The organism is Burkholderia sp. SR8 (assembly GCF_052851275.1).
On record NZ_JAULUC010000020.1, the window covers coordinates 1 to 19,425 of the forward strand.

At 68.8% G+C, this 19,425-nt stretch carries 18 protein-coding genes; 9 read left to right on the forward strand and 9 right to left on the reverse strand.

Going from position 1 to position 19,425, the window contains the following annotated elements; genetic code table 11:
• Positions 1-115: 115 nt before the first annotated feature.
• The 3 genes from Q3A80_RS22810 to rbsK form a co-directional block, all read right to left on the reverse strand.
• Complete coding sequence (locus tag Q3A80_RS22810) at positions 116-1,063, reverse strand: dihydrodipicolinate synthase family protein (RefSeq protein ID WP_446331134.1); 948 nt, start codon at positions 1,061-1,063, stop codon at positions 116-118.
• 43 nt (positions 1,064-1,106) lie between these two features.
• A complete protein-coding gene (locus Q3A80_RS22815) occupies positions 1,107-2,426 on the reverse strand; it encodes an MFS transporter (RefSeq protein WP_446331135.1) in 1,320 nt (439 codons plus the stop codon).
• Positions 2,427-2,490: 64 nt separating this feature from the next.
• Positions 2,491-3,420 carry a ribokinase gene (gene rbsK / locus Q3A80_RS22820; RefSeq protein WP_446331136.1) on the reverse strand — a complete coding sequence of 310 codons (930 nt, stop codon included), beginning with the start codon at positions 3,418-3,420 and terminating at the stop codon, positions 2,491-2,493.
• 241 nt (positions 3,421-3,661) lie between these two features.
• Here rbsK and Q3A80_RS22825 point away from each other — a divergent pair, with 241 nt between their 5' ends.
• Entirely contained in the window at positions 3,662-4,729 is a 1,068-nt protein-coding gene (locus tag Q3A80_RS22825) for a LacI family DNA-binding transcriptional regulator (RefSeq protein WP_446331137.1), read from the forward strand.
• Between the two features lie 78 nt (positions 4,730-4,807).
• Here the strand turns inward: Q3A80_RS22825 and aroC are convergent, their stop codons facing one another.
• From aroC to Q3A80_RS22840, 3 genes are all read right to left on the reverse strand, one after another.
• A complete protein-coding gene (gene aroC / locus Q3A80_RS22830) occupies positions 4,808-5,908 on the reverse strand; it encodes a chorismate synthase (RefSeq protein WP_446331138.1) in 1,101 nt (366 codons plus the stop codon).
• Between the two features lie 275 nt (positions 5,909-6,183).
• Positions 6,184-8,118: an MFS transporter gene (locus Q3A80_RS22835; protein WP_446331139.1), complete on the reverse strand. Its 1,935-nt coding sequence runs from the start codon at positions 8,116-8,118 to the stop codon at positions 6,184-6,186.
• A gap of 139 nt (positions 8,119-8,257) precedes the next feature.
• The gene (locus Q3A80_RS22840) at positions 8,258-8,713 is read right to left on the reverse strand and encodes a CBS domain-containing protein (protein WP_044846066.1); all 456 of its coding nucleotides are present in this window, start codon (positions 8,711-8,713) and stop codon (positions 8,258-8,260) included.
• A gap of 157 nt (positions 8,714-8,870) precedes the next feature.
• On the opposite strand from Q3A80_RS22840, the gene Q3A80_RS22845 reads away from it, so the two are divergent.
• Positions 8,871-9,188, forward strand: a complete 318-nt coding sequence (locus tag Q3A80_RS22845; RefSeq protein ID WP_446331140.1) for an Mpo1-like protein — start codon at positions 8,871-8,873, stop codon at positions 9,186-9,188.
• 19 nt (positions 9,189-9,207) lie between these two features.
• On the opposite strand, the gene Q3A80_RS22850 is transcribed toward Q3A80_RS22845, so the two are convergent.
• Entirely contained in the window at positions 9,208-10,539 is a 1,332-nt protein-coding gene (locus Q3A80_RS22850) for a YihY family inner membrane protein (protein WP_446331141.1), read from the reverse strand.
• Between the two features lie 144 nt (positions 10,540-10,683).
• Here Q3A80_RS22850 and wrbA point away from each other — a divergent pair, with 144 nt between their 5' ends.
• From wrbA to Q3A80_RS22870, 4 genes are read left to right on the forward strand one after another with little or no spacing between them, the layout of a single operon-like run.
• Complete coding sequence (gene wrbA / locus Q3A80_RS22855; RefSeq protein WP_446331142.1) at positions 10,684-11,313, forward strand: NAD(P)H:quinone oxidoreductase; 630 nt, start codon at positions 10,684-10,686, stop codon at positions 11,311-11,313.
• A complete protein-coding gene (locus Q3A80_RS22860; protein ID WP_446331143.1) occupies positions 11,310-11,699 on the forward strand; it encodes a DUF2069 domain-containing protein in 390 nt (129 codons plus the stop codon). The genes wrbA and Q3A80_RS22860 overlap by 4 nt, the downstream gene beginning before the upstream one ends.
• Positions 11,700-11,719: 20 nt before the next feature.
• Entirely contained in the window at positions 11,720-13,141 is a 1,422-nt protein-coding gene (locus Q3A80_RS22865) for an FAD-binding oxidoreductase (RefSeq protein ID WP_446331144.1), read from the forward strand.
• A gap of 25 nt (positions 13,142-13,166) precedes the next feature.
• Positions 13,167-13,994, forward strand: a complete 828-nt coding sequence (locus Q3A80_RS22870) for a metallophosphoesterase (protein WP_446331145.1) — start codon at positions 13,167-13,169, stop codon at positions 13,992-13,994.
• 61 nt (positions 13,995-14,055) lie between these two features.
• Here the strand turns inward: Q3A80_RS22870 and Q3A80_RS22875 are convergent, their stop codons facing one another.
• Positions 14,056-14,214, reverse strand: coding sequence for a hypothetical protein (locus tag Q3A80_RS22875; protein ID WP_446331146.1), 159 nt, complete (start codon positions 14,212-14,214; stop codon positions 14,056-14,058).
• Between the two features lie 123 nt (positions 14,215-14,337).
• On the reverse strand, positions 14,338-15,279 hold the full coding sequence (locus Q3A80_RS22880) for a LysR family transcriptional regulator (RefSeq protein ID WP_446331147.1): 942 nt from the start codon (positions 15,277-15,279) through the stop codon (positions 14,338-14,340).
• A 157-nt stretch (positions 15,280-15,436) separates the two neighbouring features.
• Between Q3A80_RS22880 and Q3A80_RS22885 the strand changes: the two genes are divergently transcribed.
• Genes Q3A80_RS22885 through Q3A80_RS22895 form a run of 3 tightly spaced genes read left to right on the forward strand, consistent with a single transcriptional unit; the run spans position 15,437 to position 19,425 of the window.
• Positions 15,437-17,008 carry an efflux transporter outer membrane subunit gene (locus Q3A80_RS22885; RefSeq protein ID WP_446331148.1) on the forward strand — a complete coding sequence of 524 codons (1,572 nt, stop codon included), beginning with the start codon at positions 15,437-15,439 and terminating at the stop codon, positions 17,006-17,008.
• Positions 17,009-17,023: 15 nt separating this feature from the next.
• Complete coding sequence (locus tag Q3A80_RS22890; protein WP_446331149.1) at positions 17,024-19,225, forward strand: FUSC family protein; 2,202 nt, start codon at positions 17,024-17,026, stop codon at positions 19,223-19,225.
• The gene (locus Q3A80_RS22895) at positions 19,222-19,425 is read left to right on the forward strand and encodes a DUF1656 domain-containing protein (protein ID WP_121859880.1); all 204 of its coding nucleotides are present in this window, start codon (positions 19,222-19,224) and stop codon (positions 19,423-19,425) included. The genes Q3A80_RS22890 and Q3A80_RS22895 overlap by 4 nt, the downstream gene beginning before the upstream one ends.

Sequence of the window (19,425 nt, forward strand, 5' to 3'; positions counted from 1 at the left end):
TCCGCTGGAAAACGCCGCCTCGCGCGGCGTTTTTTTCGTCCGTTCGACATCCGGCGGCCGCGCCCCACCCCAGCGCGTGCGCGGCGATGCACCGCGCGCACGCGTTGCCCGCCCGCTAGCGGGCTGCGATCCGCCGGCGGAAATGCTCGGTACCCGACACGATCTTGTCGAGCACCGCGTCGAGCGCCCAGAAACGCTCGCGCACGTCGTAATCGATCGCGCGGCAGCGAATCGACCCGAACGTGCCGATCCGCTGATGATAGATCTTCGCGAGCGCCGGATAGCCAAGTGCCTCCGATACCGCCGATACCACCAGGAACGTCGACAATTCGTCGGCGAGCGCTGGATCCGAATCGCCGCGCGTGCGCAGCCATCGGTACAGATCGGGATGGAAGTTGGTGAACACGCCGTTGAAGCCGGCGGAACCGGCCTTCATCGCATCCCACGCGATCGCGGCGTTCGCATTCAGGATCTTCAACGGCGACCCCGCGGCGAGCGCCACGCGCCGCTTCACGGTTTCGAGGTCGCAGCTCACGTCCTTGAGCATCACGAAGCGGCCGGTGTCGATGCATGCACGCAGTTCGTCATCGGACAGCAGCCGCCGGTAAGGCGCCGGACATTCGTACAGGCCGAGCGGCAGATCCGCCGGCAACCGCGCGAGCAGCTTGTGAAGACGATCGAGAAACGCGGCACTGCCCTTGCGCTGCGGATCGAGGCGGTTCGTCACGAGCACGACGCCCTGCGCACCGGATTCGGCTGCCGCGCGCAACTCGGCGACCTGCGAATCGAGATCGTCGCTGATGTGTCCGGACGCGACGACGGGCACGCGCCCGGCCACGCGGTCGACCACGAAACGCGCGAGCTCCGCGCGTTCGGCGAGACTCAGGAATTGCATTTCGCTCGACTGCGCGACTGCGAACAGCGCATCCGAGCCGTGCGCCAGATACCACTCGATGAGTCGCTCGAGGCCCGCATAGTCGATCGCGCCGGCGTCGTCGAACGGCGTCAGCATCACCGGTACGATCCCCTCGATGGTCGCGGTCGACTGCTGATGGTGTTGCATCTGTTTCTCCTTCTCCAATGAATTCGCGATATAGCCGCGGCGCTCAGGCCGGCAGGGGTCCGGGCGCAGCGCTGGCCGCCTGCTCGGGAATCGGCTTGCGCACCAGCAGCAGGTAGGCCATCGCGCCGGCGAACGCGATCGCTGCCGCCGTCAGCAGCGCCGGCACGAACGACCACTTCTGCGCGATGACACCCGTCAGGATCGGCGCGAGCGCACCGCCGATGAAACCGCCGAAATTCTGGATCGCGCCGAGCGATGCAACGCGGCTCGGCGGTGCGGCCGCCGTCGCGAGCGCCCACGAACACGCCGATGCCGCGTTCGCGAGAAAGATCACGACGGAAATGCATGCGAGCGCGACGGTGTTGCTCTGCACGAGCGCGGCCGGAATCGTGAACGCGACCATCCCGAGCATCGCGACGACGACCGCATTGCGCCGGCTCACGACCGGCGAGCGGCTGCGCCGCGTGACCAGATCGGACAGCCAGCCGGCGACGAGCGAACCGACGAACCCGCACAGGAACGGCACCGACGCCGCGAACCCGGTGCGAATCAGGCTCATGTGGCGCTCCATCGTCAGGTAGCCCGGCAGCCACGTCAGGTAGACCCAGTTCAGATACACGGAACCGAAGAACCCGATCAGCATGCCCCAGGTCGTGCCGTGCGAGAACAGGCTGCGCCAGTCGGCGAAGGTCAGCTTCGGCGCGGCGACGGCCGTCTGCGCATCGGCATCCAGATAGCCGCGTTCGGCGGCACTCAATTGCCCGCGCGCCGGATCGCGGTACAGCGCGAACCAGACGACGGCGACGACGAGGCCGAGCGCGCCCGTCACGACGAACGCCCAGCGCCAGTCCAGTGACACGACGAGCACCGACAGCAGCAACGGCGCGAGCGCGGTGCCCAGCGGCGACGCCGCGTTGAAGATCCCGGTCGGCGTACCGCGCGCGCGCAACGGAAACCAGTTGCTCACCACCCGCGCCGCGGACGGGAACTGCGGCGCTTCGCCGATGCCCAGCACGATCCGCGCAATGATGAACCAGCCGAAGGTCGACACGATGCCGCCCGCCGCCTGCGCGATCGACCACACGATCAGTCCGACGCCGAGCAGCCGGCGCGGTCCGATCCGGTCGACGAGCCCGCCGACCGGAAACTGGCACAGCGCATAGCTCCACGAGAAGGCGGACAGCAGCAGCCCCATCTGCGACAGCGACAACCCGAGATCCGCCCGGATGGCCGAACTCGCGACGGCCAGCGTGCCGCGGTCGAGATAGTTGACGATCCCGCTCACCATCAGCAGCGCGAGCGCGATACGTTGTCCGCGCCGGATACGGGGCGGCGCGGCGGGAACAGCGTGGTCTTCGTTCATTGCGGTTGTCTCCATGTCCTTTTGATGGTTGCCGGCTCGGCCGGCCTTTCCGTCGTCGCGGAATCTAGGCGGCCGTGCGCTCCACTTCGTCGCGGGTCGGAATCGACGTCTGCGCGCCGTGGCGCGTGACGCTAATCGCGGCAGCGCGCTGGCCGAACGCGATGGCATCGGCCATCGACGCGCCGCCCGCCCGGGCGGCCGAGAATCCGCCGACGAACGTGTCGCCGGCCGCCGTCGTATCGACCGCGGTCACCGCGATGGCCCGATGGCGGCCGCTCCCTGCACTGCCGCGCCAGCAGACGCCGCGCGCGCCCAACGTGACCAGCACGTTGCCGACGCCCTTCGCGCGCAATGCATCGGCGGCGCGCACCGCCGATGCGTCGTCGCCGACGGCGATGCCGGTCAGCGACTCGGCTTCCGTTTCGTTGACGACGAGGTAGTCGATCCTGGCCAGCAACGCGTCGAACAGCCGCTGGGCGGGCGCCGGATTGAGCAGTACCGGCGTGCGATGGGCGATCGCGCTGCCGATGGCGCGCGCGACGGTCGCGATCGGCACCTCGAGCTGACACACCATCAGCGCCGCGCCGGCGATCGCGTCCTGTGCCGCATCGATCGATTCGGCATCGAGACGCGCGTTCGCACCGGGCACGACGACGATGCTGTTCGCGCCACGCGCATCGACCGTGATCGTCGCGACGCCGGTTGCCTCGCCGTCGATCCGGCGTACGTGCGTCACGTCGATGCGCTCCGCCGCGAGCGCATCGTGCAGGCGCGCGCCGAACGCGTCGTTGCCGACGCAGCCGATCATCGCGACCGATGCGCCGAGGCGCGCGGCCGCCACCGCCTGATTCGCGCCCTTGCCGCCGTGGACGGTCCGGAACGTGGAGCCGAGCAGCGTTTCGCCCGGCACGGGCAGCCGCGGCGCATGCGTGACGAGGTCGACGTTGAGGCTGCCGACGACTGCGATCCTGGGGAATCCTGCGTGATCCTTCATCGAATGTAACCGCTTACATTTGCGACAAACAAAATCGCCGGAACGGCCGGCGTCGACAAAAATTTCACGGTGATGCGGCTGGAACGTGTGTCTGACATAATACGGACTGACATCAAGATAGCGCTTACATTCTCACAGGCAGGACCGCGAATGCAAGCGGGACCACGACGAACCGAGGGTAAACGATGGCGTTTTTGAGCAGGTGCGCAGTCCGCGCGGCGGCCGCAACCGGGGGCCGGCGATGAGCACGCCCCCTTCCAGCGGCGGCGCGGCGCGCGCGCGCCGCGGCAGCGGCCGGTCGGTGCTCGGGGACGTTGCGAAACTCGCCGGCGTGTCGACTGCGACCGTTTCGCGCGTGTACAACGATCCCGGCAAGGTGTCGGCCGACGTCCAGCAGCGCGTGCGCGACGCGGCACGTGCGTTGAACTGGATTCCCAATGCGGCCGGTCGCGCGCTCGCGTCCACGCGCACGCACATTACGGGCGCGATCATCCCGACGCTCGACGACCAGGTGTTCGCGTCGCAGGTCGCCGGCATGCAGGCGGTGATGGCCGAGCACGGCATCACGCTGTTCCTCGGCTGCTCGAACTACGATCCGGCCCAGGCGCTCGCGCAGGTGCGCGCAATGCTGTCGCGCGGCGTCGAAGCCGTGTCGCTGGTCGGTGAAGCCTATCCGCCGGAAGTATTCGAACTGCTCGACCTGCATCGGGTGCCTTATGTCGTCACCTATGCGTACCGCGACGACAGCCCGCACTGCTGCATCGGCTTCGACAACCGCGCGGCCTTCGCGCGGCTGACCACGCATCTGCTCGACCTCGGCCATCGCGATTTCGCGATCATCATGCAGCCGTCCGCGGACAACGATCGCGTGCAGGCGCGCCTGCGCGGCATTCACGACACGCTGGCCGCACGCGGGCTCGCGGTCCGGCCGGTCCACCAGCACGAAGGCGCGGCCACGATCGCGTTCGGGCGCGCGAGCCTGCGTGCCATTGCCGACAGCGGGCCGACGCGTCCGACGGCCGTGATCTGCGGCAACGACGCACTCGCGCTCGGCGCGCTGCTGGAGGCTCAGGCAATCGGCCTCGCGGTGCCGTCGCAGCTGTCGATCACCGGCTTCGACGATGTCGCGCTTGCGCGCGAAATCCGCCCGGCGCTGACGACGATGTGGGTCGACACCGATGCGATCGGCCGCAAGGCCGCCCGCGCATTGCTCGACGCACTCGAGAACGGCGAAGCCGGGCCCGGTTGCGCGGTGCTGCCGGAACTGCGGGTGCGCGAATCGGCCGCGCCGCCTTCCGCGGCCCGATGAAAACGGGGCGCCACTGGCGCCCCGCTTCGCATCGTATCGATCGTATCGATCGAGCCGGCCGCTGCCGGCCCGCCCGGATCAGGTTGCGCTGCCGGAGATCTTCGGCGTCGACGTCTCGACGTCGCCGCACTGCGCGCGATGGCGCAGCGCATGGTCGATCAGCACCAGCGCAAGCATCGACTCGGCGATCGGCGTCGCGCGGATGCCGACGCACGGATCGTGGCGGCCGAAGGTTTCGACCGTCGCCGCTTCGCCCGACTTCGTGATCGAGCGGCGCGGCGTGCGGATGCTCGACGTCGGCTTGATCGCGATCGACACGGTGATGTCCTGCCCGGTCGAAATCCCGCCGAGCACGCCGCCCGCATGGTTGCCGACGAAGCCGGCCGGCGTCAGTTCGTCGCCGTGCACGGAGCCGCGCTGCGCAACGCTGTCGAAGCCCGCGCCGATTTCGACGCCCTTCACCGCGTTGATGCTCATCATCGCCTTCGCGATGTCCGCGTCGAGACGGTCGAACACCGGCTCGCCCCAGCCGACCGGCACGCCCGACGCGACGACGTCGATGCGTGCGCCGATCGAATCGCCGTCCTTGCGCAGCGCGTCCATGTACGCCTCGAGCTCAGGAACGATCGCCGCATTCGGTGCGAAGAACGGGTTCTCGCGCACGTGCGACCAGTCGACGAACGGCACGTCGATCTCGCCGAGGCCGCTCATGTAGCCGCGGACCTCGACGCCGAAGCGCTCGCGTAGCCACTTCTTCGCGACTGCGCCTGCGCCGACGATCGGCGCGGTCAGGCGCGCGGACGAACGGCCGCCGCCGCGGTAGTCGCGGATCCCGTACTTCTGCCAATAGGTGTAGTCGGCATGGCCCGGACGGAACGTCTCGACGATGTTGCCGTAGTCCTTGCTGCGCTGGTCGGTGTTGCGGATCAGGAGCGCGATCGGCGTGCCGGTCGTCACGCCTTCGAACACGCCGGACAGAATCTCGACCTCGTCGGCCTCCTGGCGCTGCGTCACGTGCCGCGACGTGCCCGGCTTGCGGCGATCGAGCTCGGCCTGGATATCGGCTTCGGTCAGCCCCATTCCCGGCGGGCAGCCGTCGATCACGCAGCCGATCGCGGGACCGTGCGATTCGCCGAAGGTCGTGACAGTGAAAAGCGTGCCGAGGGTATTGCCGGACATGATGGAACCGCCCAAAGAGAAATGGACAAACCGATGCGCTGCCGGAGCCGCAGGCAGGCCGATCGTTTGCCGGTCGAGAAAAGAGGTAAACCGCTATTATGCCAGCCGTCCCGGGCCCGCGGGCCGTGTGAACCGTTCGGACCACACGGGCCGGCCGCGGCCGGGGTCCGGGCGCGGAGCGCCCCGCCCGCGCCATTCCCGCGCGCGTCGGCCGGTTCGCCACCACCATCGCGGCCCCGCGCGGTGACCGGCGACCGGCGCCGGTGGCGTCCCGCCTACTTGCGCGCGCCGCGCAGTTCGGTCACCGCGGCCTGCAGCGCCTCGGGCGTTGCGACCGCCGCCGCAATCGGCTCGCCGACCGCGAGCGTCAGCCGGCTCATCACGCCACGCTTGATGGGCCGCGGCATCCGCGCATCCGCATGACGGGAGAAATAGCTGCCCCACAGTCCGCGCAGCGCCATCGGGATGACGGGCGCCGGCGTGCGGCTCAGGATCTCCGCGATGCCGTGATGGAACGGGTTGATGTCGCCCGTCTTGGTCAGCTTGCCCTCGGGGAAGATGCACACGAGCTCGCCGTCCTTCAGCGCGGCTTCGCACGCGTCGTACGCCCGCGCGAGCATGTCGGGATCCTCGTGGCGCGGCGCGATCGGGATCGCCTTTGCATGCCGGAACACCCAGCTCGCGAAACGCGTCTTGAAGATCCGGTGATCCATCACGAACCGGATCGGCCGCGGGCTCGCGGCGGCCAGCACCAGCGCATCGACGTAGCTCACGTGGTTGCACACGAGCACGGCCGCACCCTCCTCCGGAATCCGTTCCGCGTGCACGAGGCGGATCCGATAGAACGTATGCACCAGCACCCACGCGACGAAGCGCAGCAGGAATTCGGGAACGAGCAGGTAGATGTACGTGGCGACGACGACGTTCAGCAGCGCGGTGACGAGGAACAGGCCGGGGATGTCGACACCGGCCTTGGTGAGCCCCATCGCCATCAGCGCGGACAGGATCATGAACAGCGCATTCAGGATGTTGTTCGCGGCGATGATCCGCGCGCGGTGGGTCGGCGCGCTGCGGCTCTGGATCAGCGCGTACAGCGGCACGCTGTAGAAGCCGCCGAACATCGCGAGCAGGAACAGGTCGGCCAGGATGCGCCAGTGGCGCGCGCCGGCGAGGAACTCGCCGACCGACAGCAGATGGCCCGGAGACGGCAGCGCACGGCTCGCGAAATACAGCTCGATCGCGAACACGCTGATGCCGATCGAGCCGAGCGGCACGAGGCCGATCTCGACGCGGCGCTGCGACAGCCGCTCGCACAGCAGCGAGCCGAGGCCGATGCCGACCGAGAACGTCGCGAGCAGCACCGTGACGACGTCGGGGCTCGCCGACAGCACGTCCTTCGCGAAATTGAAGAACGACGTGAGGAACGTCGCGCCGACGAACCACAGCCACGAGATGCCGAGCAGGCTCAGGAACACGGTGCGGTTCTGCCGCGCGAGCGCGAGGTTGCGCCAGGTTTCGCTGAACGGGTTCCAGTTGATCACGAGATCGGGCTGCGGCGCCGGCGTCGGCGGCACACGCTGCGCGACGAGCCGCCCCGCGAGCGCGATCACGACGACGCCGACGGCCAGCACGCGTTCGCCGCTGCCTTCGATGCCGGCGGCCGCTCCGCCGATGATCGTGCCGATCAGGATCGCGATGAACGTGCCCATCTCGACGAGGCCGTTGCCGCCGACGAGCTCATGGTCGCCGAGATGCTGCGGCAGATACGAATACTTGACGGGGCCGAACAGCGTCGAGTGCATGCCCATCATGAACGTGCACAGATACAGCAGCGTCGCGCTGTGCGTGACGAAACCGGCCGCGCCGACCAGCATCAGCACGATCTCGAAGGTCTTCACGAGCCGCGTGAGCGTCGCCTTGTCGTATTTGTCGGCGATCTGGCCGGAGGTGGCCGAGAACAGCACGAACGGCAGGATGAAGATCGCGGAAATCAGGAACGCGGCCGTCTTCGCGTCGACGCCGGAGAAGCGCGCGGTGTGGTAGGTGACGAGCGACGTGAAGCCGATCTTGAACACGTTGTCGTTCAGCGCGCCGAGGAACTGCGTCGTGAAGAACGGCGCGAAACGGCGCTGGCGCAGCAGGTCGAACTGCGAAGCGTGGGCGCGCCGTTCGCCGCGCGATGCGGAAGAAACTTGCGTGTGATCGCTCATGCGGAATACGCGCGCGTCGTCTCGGCGAAGCTGCGCGGGCCTTGTGTTGTCGTTGAAAAAACGGCGGCGCAGGCTGAACCTGCGCCGCCGTGCGCCGAATGGCCGCGCCCGCGCGCGATGGCAACGGGCGCGACGCGTATCACGGCTTCTGCGCTTCGGCTTCCGATTCCGGCCAGTCGCGGATGTATGCCTTCAGCATCCGGTTCTCGAAGCTCTGCGCCTCGACGACCGTCTTCGCGACGTCGTAGAACGAGATGACGCCCATCAGCACCTTCTTGTCGAGCACCGGCATGTAGCGCGCATGGCGCTCGAGCATCATCCGGCGTACTTCGTTCACGTCGGTTTCCGGCGTGCACGTGAGCGGCTCGTCCATCACCTTGCGCACCTGCACGTCGCCGATCGCGCCGCCGTTCACGTGCAGGCGCAGGATGATCTCGCGGAACGTCAGCATCCCGACGAGATCGCCGTACTCCATCACGACGAGCGAACCGATGTCGTGCTCGGCCATCGTGTCGACCGCTTCGCGCAGCGGCTTATCGGGCGTCACCGTAAACAGCGTGTTGCCCTTCACTTTCAGAATATCGCTGACGCGCATCGTAGTCCCCTCATGCTTGAATGCAAATCCGCTTTCGATCCTATCGGAAAGCCTGTCAAAAGGAAAGCTCGGGCCGGCGCGGCGCGGCCGCCGCGCTTGCGGACGCGGGCCGCCCGCCGCACAATGACCGCATGGACGGCGGCCCGAGGAGACGGCCATGGCGCATACGCATTCGGAGCAATTCGCCAGCTTCGCTGATTTCTATCCGTACTACCTGAACGAACACCAGAACCTCACGTCGCGGCGGCTGCATTTCATCGGCTCGCTCGGCGTGATCGGCTGCGTCGCGATGGCGATCGCGACCGGCTATTGGCTGTGGCTGCCGGCCGCCGTCGTGTGCGGCTACGGATTCGCGTGGGTCGGACACTTCTTCTTCGAGAAGAACCGCCCGGCCACGTTCCGGCACCCGATCTACAGCCTGATGGGCGACTGGGTGATGTTCAGGGACATCTGCACCGGCAAGATTCCGCTGTAACGGCCCGCCCGCACGCGCGTCACGCCGTCTTCGGCGGCCGCGCGTGCGGGTCGGGCGCCGCGTCCGTCGCCTGTCCGTCCTCGGCCGCCGCCGGATGCGCACCGGCGAGCCGGTGCGAGGCGATCAGCGACGCGAGCGACACGTCGAACCGGTCGTTCGACAGAACCTCGAGCAACGCCGCGCCTTCGACGTGGCTGCGGCGGCGCTGCAGCTGGTAGGTCAGCTCGGTGCGATCGATCACCAGCACGTCGAACAGCTGCGCGAGCGTCAGTTGCTCCGGGTTCGCGAGCAGGATGTAGCGCGGCGCCAGTTCGCCGCTGTCCAGCCGCGCGATCCATTCGCGCTCCTCCATCGTCAGCAGCAGCCGCTGCGCGGTTTCCATGTCGCAGCGCAGCATGGTCGCGAGCCGCAGCGCGGTATAGCCCGGCTTGCCGACCGCGCGCGCCTCGGCGAGCCGCGCGAGCAGTTCGAGCGCGTCGAGCAGGTCGCTGCCCGGGTAATGGATCCGGTGGAACTGGCCGACGCGGATCGCCGGCAGCGCGGACGCGACCATCGCGCCGAGCAGCGCGATGAACCAGCTCAGGTACACCCACAGCAGGAACACCGGCAGCGCCGCGAACGCGCCGTATACGGCCGTATAGGTCGGGATGCGCCGCACGTAGTAGCCGAAGCCGCGCTTCGCGAGCTCGAACGCGATGGCCGCGAACAGCCCGCCGATCACCGCGTCGCGCCACGCGACCGTGCAGTTCGGCAGATACACGTACAGCAGCGTGAACGCGAGCACGGTCAGCGGCAGCGACGCGAGCGCGAGCAGCCACTCGATGATCGACGTCGACGGCGCGGCGCCGGTGAACGCCAGCGACTGCGTAAACAGGTACGACGAGATCGACAGACTCACGCCGAACAGCAAGGGCCCAAGCGTGATCAGCGCCCAGTACGCGAGCACGCGCTGCGCGAACGGCCGCGGCTTGCGCACCCGCCAGATCAGGTTGAACGCGGATTCGATCGTCATCATCGTCATCACCGACGTGACGACGAGCACGATCAGGCCGGCGGTCGTCAGCCCCTTCGCCTTCGCCGCGAACTGGTTCAGGTACTTGAAGATCTGGACGTTGAACTGCGCGGGCATCAGGTGGTCCGCGAGGAACCCCTGCAGCGAGATCTGGAACGATGCGAACATCGGAAACGCGGTGAACAGCGCGAACGCGACCGTCACGAGCGGCACGAGTGCCAGCATCGTCGTGAACGTGAGGCTGCCCGCGACCTGCGGGATGCGATCCTCGGCGCTGCGCCGGGCCGCGAACTGCGCGAGGCGCTTGATGGTGTCGAGATCGACGCTCAACTTCGGCAAACGGCTTCTCCTTGTCGATGCCGCGCGCCCGGCGGCGCGCCGCCGCCGCGCTGCGCGACGGCTTCAGCCCCTATAATAGCCGCTCGATCCAGCAGGGGCCGACTGCACCGGGCATGCGCGCGGCCGCACGCGGCTCCGCCGCCCATGAAAGACATTCTCGTCCTCTATTACAGCCGCCACGGCGCGACGCGCGATCTCGCGCTCGCGATCGCGAACGGCATCGACAGCGTGCCGGGCGTCCAGGCACGCATCCGCACCGTGCCGCCCGTATCGACGGTCTGCGAAGCCACCGCCCCCGACATCCCCGACGACGGCCCGCCGTATGCCGAACTGCGCGATCTCGAGGAATGCGCGGGCCTCGCGCTCGGCTCGCCGACCCGGTTCGGCAACATGGCCGCGGCGCTCAAATATTTCCTCGACGGCACGACGCCGCAATGGCTGTCGGGCGCGCTGACCGGCAAGCCCGCGTGCGTGTTCACGTCGACCGGCAGCCTGCACGGCGGCCAGGAATCGACGCTGCTGTCGATGATGCTGCCGCTGCTGCATCACGGGATGATGATCGTCGGGATCCCGTACACGGAATCCGCGCTCAGCACGACGCGCACCGGCGGCACGCCGTACGGCGCGTCGCACGTGTCGCAGCACGATCGCAGCGCGCCCGAAGGCCTGTCGGCCGACGAGAAGGCGCTCGCGGCCGCGCTCGGCGTGCGGCTCGCGCGCGCAGCGGCGGCGCTCGCCGACGCGCAGGTATCGCAGAGCGCCGGGGCCGCATGAACGCGCCCGCCCGCCCCGCCGCCGCGCGGCCGCGCTGCGCGCTCGCCGCCGCCGCGTGTCTGGTCGCGCTGATCGCGCTGTCGCTCGCGTGGGAACTGTGGCTCGCGCCGCTGCGCCCGGGCGGCTCGGCACTGATGCTCAAGGCCGTGCCGCTCGCGCTCGCGCTGCCGGGCGTCTGGCGGCGTAACATCTATACGATGCAGTGGGCGAGCATGCTGATCCTCGTCTATTTCGCCGAAGGCATCGTGCGCGGCATGTCCGACCGCGGCTTGTCCGCGACGCTCGGCTGGTGCGAGACCGCGCTCGCCGTCGGCTTCTTCGTGGCCGCGCTTGCATACGTCGCGCCGTTCAAGCGCGCGGCGAAGAAGCAGCGGGCCGCGTCCTGACCCTTACGCGACCGAACGAGATGATTTCTTCCGACGCATTCGTTTCCGCCTGCCGCGACGCGATCGGCGCCGCGCACGTGCTGACCGATCCGCACGACACCGAGCCGTTCCTGACCGACTGGCGCCGCCGCTACCAGGGCAGCGCGTGCGCGGTGCTGAAACCGGCCGATACGGCCGAAGTCGCCGCGCTGGTCCGGCTCGCGAACGCGCACGGCGTCGCGCTCGTGCCGCAGGGCGGCAACACCGGGCTCGCCGGCGGCGCGACGCCCGACACGAGCGGCGCCCAGGCCGTGCTGAGCCTCGCGCGGCTGAACCGCGTGCGCGCGCTCGACCCGCACAACAACACGATCACCGTCGAAGCCGGCGTGATCCTCGCCGACGTGCAGGCGCGCGCCCGCGAAGGCGGCCGGCTGTTCGCGCTGAGCCTCGCGGCCGAAGGCAGCTGCACGATCGGCGGCAACCTGTCGACCAATGCGGGCGGCACCGCGGTGCTGCGCTACGGCAACGCGCGCGAGCTGTGCCTCGGGCTCGAGGTCGTGACACCACAGGGCGACGTCTGGGACGGCCTGCGCGGGCTGCGCAAGGACAACACCGGCTACGACCTGCGCGACCTGTTCATCGGCGCCGAAGGCACGCTCGGAATCATCACGGCCGCCGTGATGAAGCTGCATCCGCTGCCCGCCGCGCAGGTCACCGCGCTGGCCGCGCTCGAGTCGCCTCACGCGGCGCTCGATTTCCTCGCGCTCGCACAGCGCGCCGCGGGCCCGCTGCTGACCGGCTTCGAGCTGATGTCGGACTTCTGCATGCAGCTCGTCGGCAAGCACTATCCGCAACTGCGCTACCCGTTCGACCGCACGCACGCGCAGACGGTGCTGCTCGAACTGTCGGACAACGAGAGCGAAACGCATGCGCGTGCGCTGTTCGAGAAACTGATGGAAGAAGCGTTCGACGCCGGGCTCGTGGTCGACGCGGTGGTCGCGGAGAACCTCGCGCAGTCGCGCGCGTTCTGGGACCTGCGCGAGCACATCCCGCTCGCGCAGGCCGACGAGGGCCTCAACATCAAGCACGACATCGCGGTGCCGATCTCGTCGATCGCACGCTTCATCGACGAGACCGACGCGGCGATCCAGCAGGCCGCGCCCGGCGCGCGGATGGTCACGTTCGGCCACCTCGGCGACGGCAACCTGCACTACAACGTGCAGACGCCCGAAGGCGGCGACCCGAAGGCGTTCCTCGCGCAATTCCAGAAGCCGATCAACCGCATCGTCTACGACAACGTGCACCGTCACCACGGCACGATCAGTGCGGAACACGGGATCGGCCAGCTGAAGATCGACGACGCGCAGCGCTACAAGTCGCCGGTCGAAACGGCACTGATGCGCACGCTGAAGACCGCGCTCGACCCGCGCGGGCTGATGAATCCCGGCAAGGTCCTGCGCTGACGCCACCCACCCCGGAGCGATGTCCATGAGAGTTCGCGTGCTGTCCGACCTGCATCTCGAATGCAACCAGCCCGACACGATCGCGCATGCGGACGCGGATCTCGTCGTGCTGGCCGGCGACATCCACAACCACGCGGAAGGCCTGCGCTGGGCCGCCGAGACGTTCGATCCCGGCGTGCCGGTGATCTACGTGCCCGGCAATCACGAGTATTACGACGGGGAATTCGGCGCGCTCGAAACCGCGATGCGCGACGCCGCGCATGCGATCGACCACGTGCATTACCTGAACAACGGCGTGTACGTCGATCCGGCGCAGCGCTATCGCGTGCTCGGCACGACGCTGTGGAGCGATTTCTCGCTGTTCGGCGCGGACGGCGCGAGCATCGCGCGCGCGGTCGACGCCGGCATGCGCGTGATGCTCGACTTCAAGGGCTTGATCCAGGTGACGTGGCCGCACGATGCGGCGCTGCATGCGGGCCACGCGCCGGAGCGCGATTTCACGCCGGCCGACGCGATCGCGCTGCACCGGCAAAGCCGCGCATGGCTGGAGGCGCGGCTCGCGACGCCGTTCGCGGGCCGCACGATCGTCGTCACCCATCATGCGCCGCATCTGCGCTCGCTGGCCGAGCGTTATGCGGAGGATCTGGCTTCGGCGGGATTCGTCACGGACATGGCGGAACTGGTGCGGCCGCCGGTGGACCTGTGGATCCACGGCCACACGCATACGTCGTTCGATTACGTGACCGACAGCGGCACGCGCGTGGTGTGCAACCCGCGCGGTTATATCCGCCGGCGCACCGGCGAACTCGAAAATCCGGCGTTCGGCTGGGACAGAGTGGTCGAGCTCGGCTGAGCGCCGGCCGACAGGCGATGGGCCGCGCGATGCGGCCCGTCTTGATCTGAATGCTGCCCGATCAGCGATCGGCGCGGCGCGAACCGTTCGACGACACGCGTACGCGCACCGGCACCGGCTTCGCCCGTGCCTTCATCGCGCGCAGCAGATCGCGCGTCGCCGCGGCGGCGGCCGCCGCGCCAAGCAGAACTCCAAGGCCGATGATCAGTTGCGTATCCATTGCGACTCCGGGTGTGGGCAGATCCAATCTCTATGTTTGAACAGTATCAAACTGTCCGCGTGCCGATGGTAAAAAAATGTTGCGCGAACGACAAATCTCGTCAGATCGCGCTCGACTGCGCGCTCATGCCGCAGCGGTGAACTGAGCGAGCGCGGCTTCGTCGGCCTGCAGCGTGGCCGGCAGCTCGTCGCGCAGGAAATCGACCCAGGTGCGGATTTTCGCGTCGAGGTACTGGCGCGACGGATACAGCGCGTAGATGTTCATCACGTGCGACCGGTATTCGGGCATCACGCGCACGATCTGTCCGCTGCGCAGCCCGCCGATCGCCGAATAGAGCGGCAGCCCGCCGATCCCCATCCCTTCCCGCACGGCCACCGCGAGCGCCTCGGCGACGTTCACGCGAAACGGCGGCGCCGTGATCGGAATCACTTCGTCGCCATGCGGCCCCGACAGCGCCCACTCGTCGAAGTGGAAACCGGGCGCGACCATCCCGAGACACACGTGCTGCTCCAGATCGGCCGGCGTGCGCGGCGCGCCATGCGCGTCGACATAGCCGGGCGATGCGCACACGACGCTGTAGCTCTCGCCGAGCCGCTGCGACACGAGGCCCGAATCCGGCAGGTCGCGGCCGACGACGATCGCGACGTCGTACCCCTCGTCGAGCAGGTCGGGCATCCGTTGCGCGAGCGTCAGCTCGACGTGCACGTCCGGATAGCGCTGCCGGTAGCGCGCGATGGCCGGCACCAGGTAGTGCTGCCCGAGGCTCGTGAAGCAGTGGACCTTCAGCTTGCCCGACGGGCGCGCATGCGCGTCGCCGGCCTCGGCTTCGGCCTGGTCGACGTACGCGAGGATCTGCTCGCAGCGCTGCAGGTAGCGCTCGCCCGCTTCGGTCAGCGCGATCCGGCGTGTCGTCCGGTTCAGCAGGCGCGTGCGCAGGTGCGCTTCGAGATCCGACACGGCGCGCGATGCATAGGCGGTAGTCGAATTCATCTGCTGGGCGGCCGCGGTAAAGCTTCCCGCGTCGACCACGCGGACGAAGACCCGCATGTTTTGTAGCGTATCCATCCCAATACCCGTTTGAATCCGGAGGGATTGTTGCACAGGGGCGAACAAATATTATCTCAGGATCCGTAAAAATGACTTGCACCGTTGTCCATTTATTCAGGAATCGCTGAAAAATATAATCGCATCCGACTCATCTATATCCGAAAGGGAGAAAATCGTGCAGTCTCCGGCAACAAAAGGGACGCTGGCACTGGCGGTTCTTGCAGTCTCATTAATAATGGCCGGTTGCGCGAGCATGGGCGACAACAAGACCCAGTCCACTCGCATCGAAGCGAACACGCTCGACGCCGGTGCCGCGATCCGCGCGGCCGACCGCGACGCGGGCTGGCCCGCGTCCGACTGGTGGCGCGCGTATCGCGACCCGCAGCTCGACGCGTGGATCGCCGCCGCGCAGGCCGGCAATCCGACGCTCGCCGCCGCAGAAGCGCGCGTGCGCGAAGCGCAGGCGATGGCGCGGGTGGCCCGCTCGGCCGAACTGCCGCAGATCAACGGCAACCTGTCGCTGATGCGCCAGCACTGGCCCGACAACGTCTATTACGGCCCGGGGCCGCTCGCCGACACCGACACCTGGAACAACACCGGCACCCTTGGCCTGTCGTACCACCTCGATCTGTGGGGCAAGGACAAGAACGCGACCGAGCGTGCGCTCGACACCGCGCATGCGACCGCGGCCGACGCACGGGCCGCGAAACTCGAGCTCGAGGTGAACGTCGTGCGCGCGTATGTCGGCATGTCGATGAACTACGCGCTGCTCGACCTCGCGCACGAAACGTTCGAACGCCAGCGTGCGCTGGCCGACCTCGCGCGCAAGCGCCTGCAGGCCGGCATCGGCACGCAGCTCGAAGTCAGCCAGGCCGAATCGACGCTGCCCGACTACGAGCGCCAGATCGACACCTATGAAGAAGCGATCCAGCTCGCGCGCCATCAGCTCGCCGCGCTCGCGGGCAAGGGCCCGGGCGCCGGCGACGCGATCAAGCGGCCGAGCCTGTCGCTCGACGCGCCGGCCGGACTGCCGTCCGCGATGCCGGCCGACCTGCTCGGCCGCCGCCCGGACGTCGTCGCGGCCCGCTGGATGGTCGACGCGCAGGCGCGCGGCATCGACGTCGCGAAGGCGTCGTTCTACCCGAACATCGACCTGCTCGCGACGGTCGGCGGCTTCGGCGTGACCGCGCCGTTCACCGACTTCCTGCGCGCGATGAACGGCGGCTGGACGGCCGGCCCCGCGCTGTCGCTGCCGATCTTCGAAGGCGGCCGCCTGCGCGCGCAGCTCGGCGCGGCCAACGCCGGTTACGACCAGGCCGTCGAGCGTTACAACCAGACGGTCGTCGGCGCGCTCAAGGACATCGCCGACCAGGTCGTGCGGATCCGCTCGCTCGACACGCAGAAGAAGGACGCCGCGCGCTCGGTGGCCGCCAACGACCGCAGCTACCGGCTGTCGCGCGAAGGCTTCCGCCGCGGGCTGACCGACTACGTGAACGTGCTGGTCGCGCAGCAGCAGCTGCTGCGCGCGCAGGAGACGGCGGCCCGCATCGACGCGGAACGCCTGGCCGCGCACGCGCAGCTGATGGCCGCGCTCGGCGGCGGCGTCGAGACCGGGACGGATGTACCCCACGACGAAGCCGCCGCGCCGGCCGCCGCATCGGTTGCGAAGCCCGTCGCCGCCGGCCGGCCCGCGCAGGTGGCGGCGTCCGGTGCGTCCGGTGCGTCCGTGGCTCCGGCCGCACGGTAACGCGGAGCGACCTTCATGTCAGCCTCCTCCCCCGCTTCCACGCATGCCGGCGGGCCGCTCGCGGCCTGGTACGCCGCGTTCGGCGACTGGGCGCGCAGCGACGGCGCCGCGTGGCTCTATCTGTTCAAGGCGCTGCTCGCCGCGTTCATCGCGACCGGCGTGTCGATGCGGCTCGACCTGCCGGCGCCGAAGACCGCGATGACCACCGTGTTCATCGTGATGCAGCCGCAAAGCGGCGCCGTGCTCGCGAAGAGCTTCTACCGGGTCGCCGGCACGATCTTCGGGCTGATCGCGACGCTCGCGTTCGTCGGCCTGTTCCCGCAGCAGCCGCAGCTGTTCCTGCTGGCCGTCGCGCTGTGGGTCGCGCTGTGCACGGCCGGCGCCGCGCGCAACCGCAACTTCCGCAGCTACGGCTTCCTGCTCGCCGGCTACACGACCGCGCTGATCGGGCTGCCGGCGTCGCAACACCCGGACGGCGCGTTCATGAGCGCGATGACGCGGGTCGCCGAGATCATGGTCGGGATCGTGTCGGCGGGCGTCGTCAGCGCACTGGTGTTTCCGCAGACCACCGGCGAGCAGATGCGCACGACGGTGCGCAAGCGCTTCGGCAGCTTCGTCGACTACGTGGCGGCCGCGCTGTCGGGCAAGCTCGACCGCGCGCACATCGAAACGATCCATACGCGCTTCGTCGCGGACGTGGTCGGCTTCGAGGCGGCGCGCAGCATGGCCGTGTTCGAGGATCCGGACACGCGGATGCGCAGCGGCCGCCTCGCGCGGCTGAACAGCGAATTCATGAGCGTGTCGAGCCGCTTCCATGCGCTGCACCAGCTGATGAACCGGCTGCGCGCGGCCGGCGCGCAGGCCGCGATCGACGCGATCGAGCCGTATTTCCGCGAGATCGCGCCGCTTCTGACGCGCAACGGCGAGCCGGTGCGCTCGTCGGCCGATGCGGCGCTCGCGGCCGGACAGTTGCTCGCGTGGCGCGACGAACTGCCGCGGCGCATCCGCGCGACGCGTGCGGCGCTCGAAACGCAGCCGGACTTTCCGCTGCTCGACTTCGACACGGCCGCCGAACTGCTGTACCGCTTCATCACCGACCTGCACGAATACGCGGCGACCTACGCGTCGCTGTCGACCGCGACGCACGAGCGCGAACGCTGGATCGAGCGCTACGAGCCGCGCACCAACCTGACGGCGATGGTGATCGCGGCGATCCGCACCGCGACCGTGATCCTCGTGCTCGGCTGGTTCTGGATCGAGACCGCGTGGCCGAGCGGCGTGACGATGACGCTGACCGCCGCGGCAACCTGCGCGCTCGCATCGTCGACGCCGCGGCCGACCGCGATGTCCGCGCAGATGGGCGTCGGCACCGCGCTGGCCGTCTTCACGGGCTTCCTGCTGACGTTCGGCATCTACCCGCACATCGACGGCTTCCCGCTGCTGTGCGTGGCGCTCGCGCCGCTGCTCGCGATCGGCATCTACATGACGCTGAAGCCGAAGCTTGCCGGTTACGGGATGGGCTACCTGATCTTCTTCTGCTTCCTCGCCGGTCCGGACAACATCACGCACTACGACCCGACGAGCTTCATGAACGATGCGCTCGCGCTTGTGCTGTCGATGCTGGTGTCGGCGATCGCGTTCGCGGTGCTGTTCCCGCCGACCGCGCCGTGGCTGAAGAAGCGGCTGTTCGCCGACCTGCGCCACCAGGTGGTCGCGGCGTGCCACGCGCGGCTCGCCGGCCTGCGCACGCGCTTCGAGAGCGGCGCGCGCGACCTGATGTACCAGGCGCATACGCTGTCTGCCGACCAGCCCGACGTGCAGCGCGACGCGCTGCGCTGGATGTTCGCGGTGCTCGAATCCGGCAACGCGGCGCTCGACCTGCGCGCCGAGCTGGCGACGCTGCCGCCCGACCCGCGCTATGCGCCGGCGACGCCGTGGCGGCGCGCGGTCGAGACGATGCGCACCGCGCTGTCCGCGCTGTTCAGCAAGCCGGACGCCGACCGCTTCGACACCGCGCTCGCCGCGGTCAACGCCGCGATCGACGCGACACGCCAGACGCTCGAGGCGGTCGCGCCGTCGCGCGACGAGCGCCACCGGCTGCAGCGCATCCTGAGCCATCTGCATTTCGTGCGCACGGCGCTGCTCGATCCGGAATCGCCGCTCGAGCCGCTCAACCGCAACCGCGCCGTGCGCCCCCAACAAGGAGCCTCGTCATGATGCCGCGTGAAATCGCCATTCTCGATGCCTACATGCCCACGGTGGTGCTGATGTTCGTGCTGGGCGGCCTGGCCACCTGGGCCGTCGACCGCCTGCTCGCCTATACGGGCCTCTACCGTCTCGTCTGGCACCCGTCGCTGTTCCGCGCGTGCCTTCTCGTCTGCATTTGCGGCGGACTGAGTCTCGCCGTTTACCGTTGA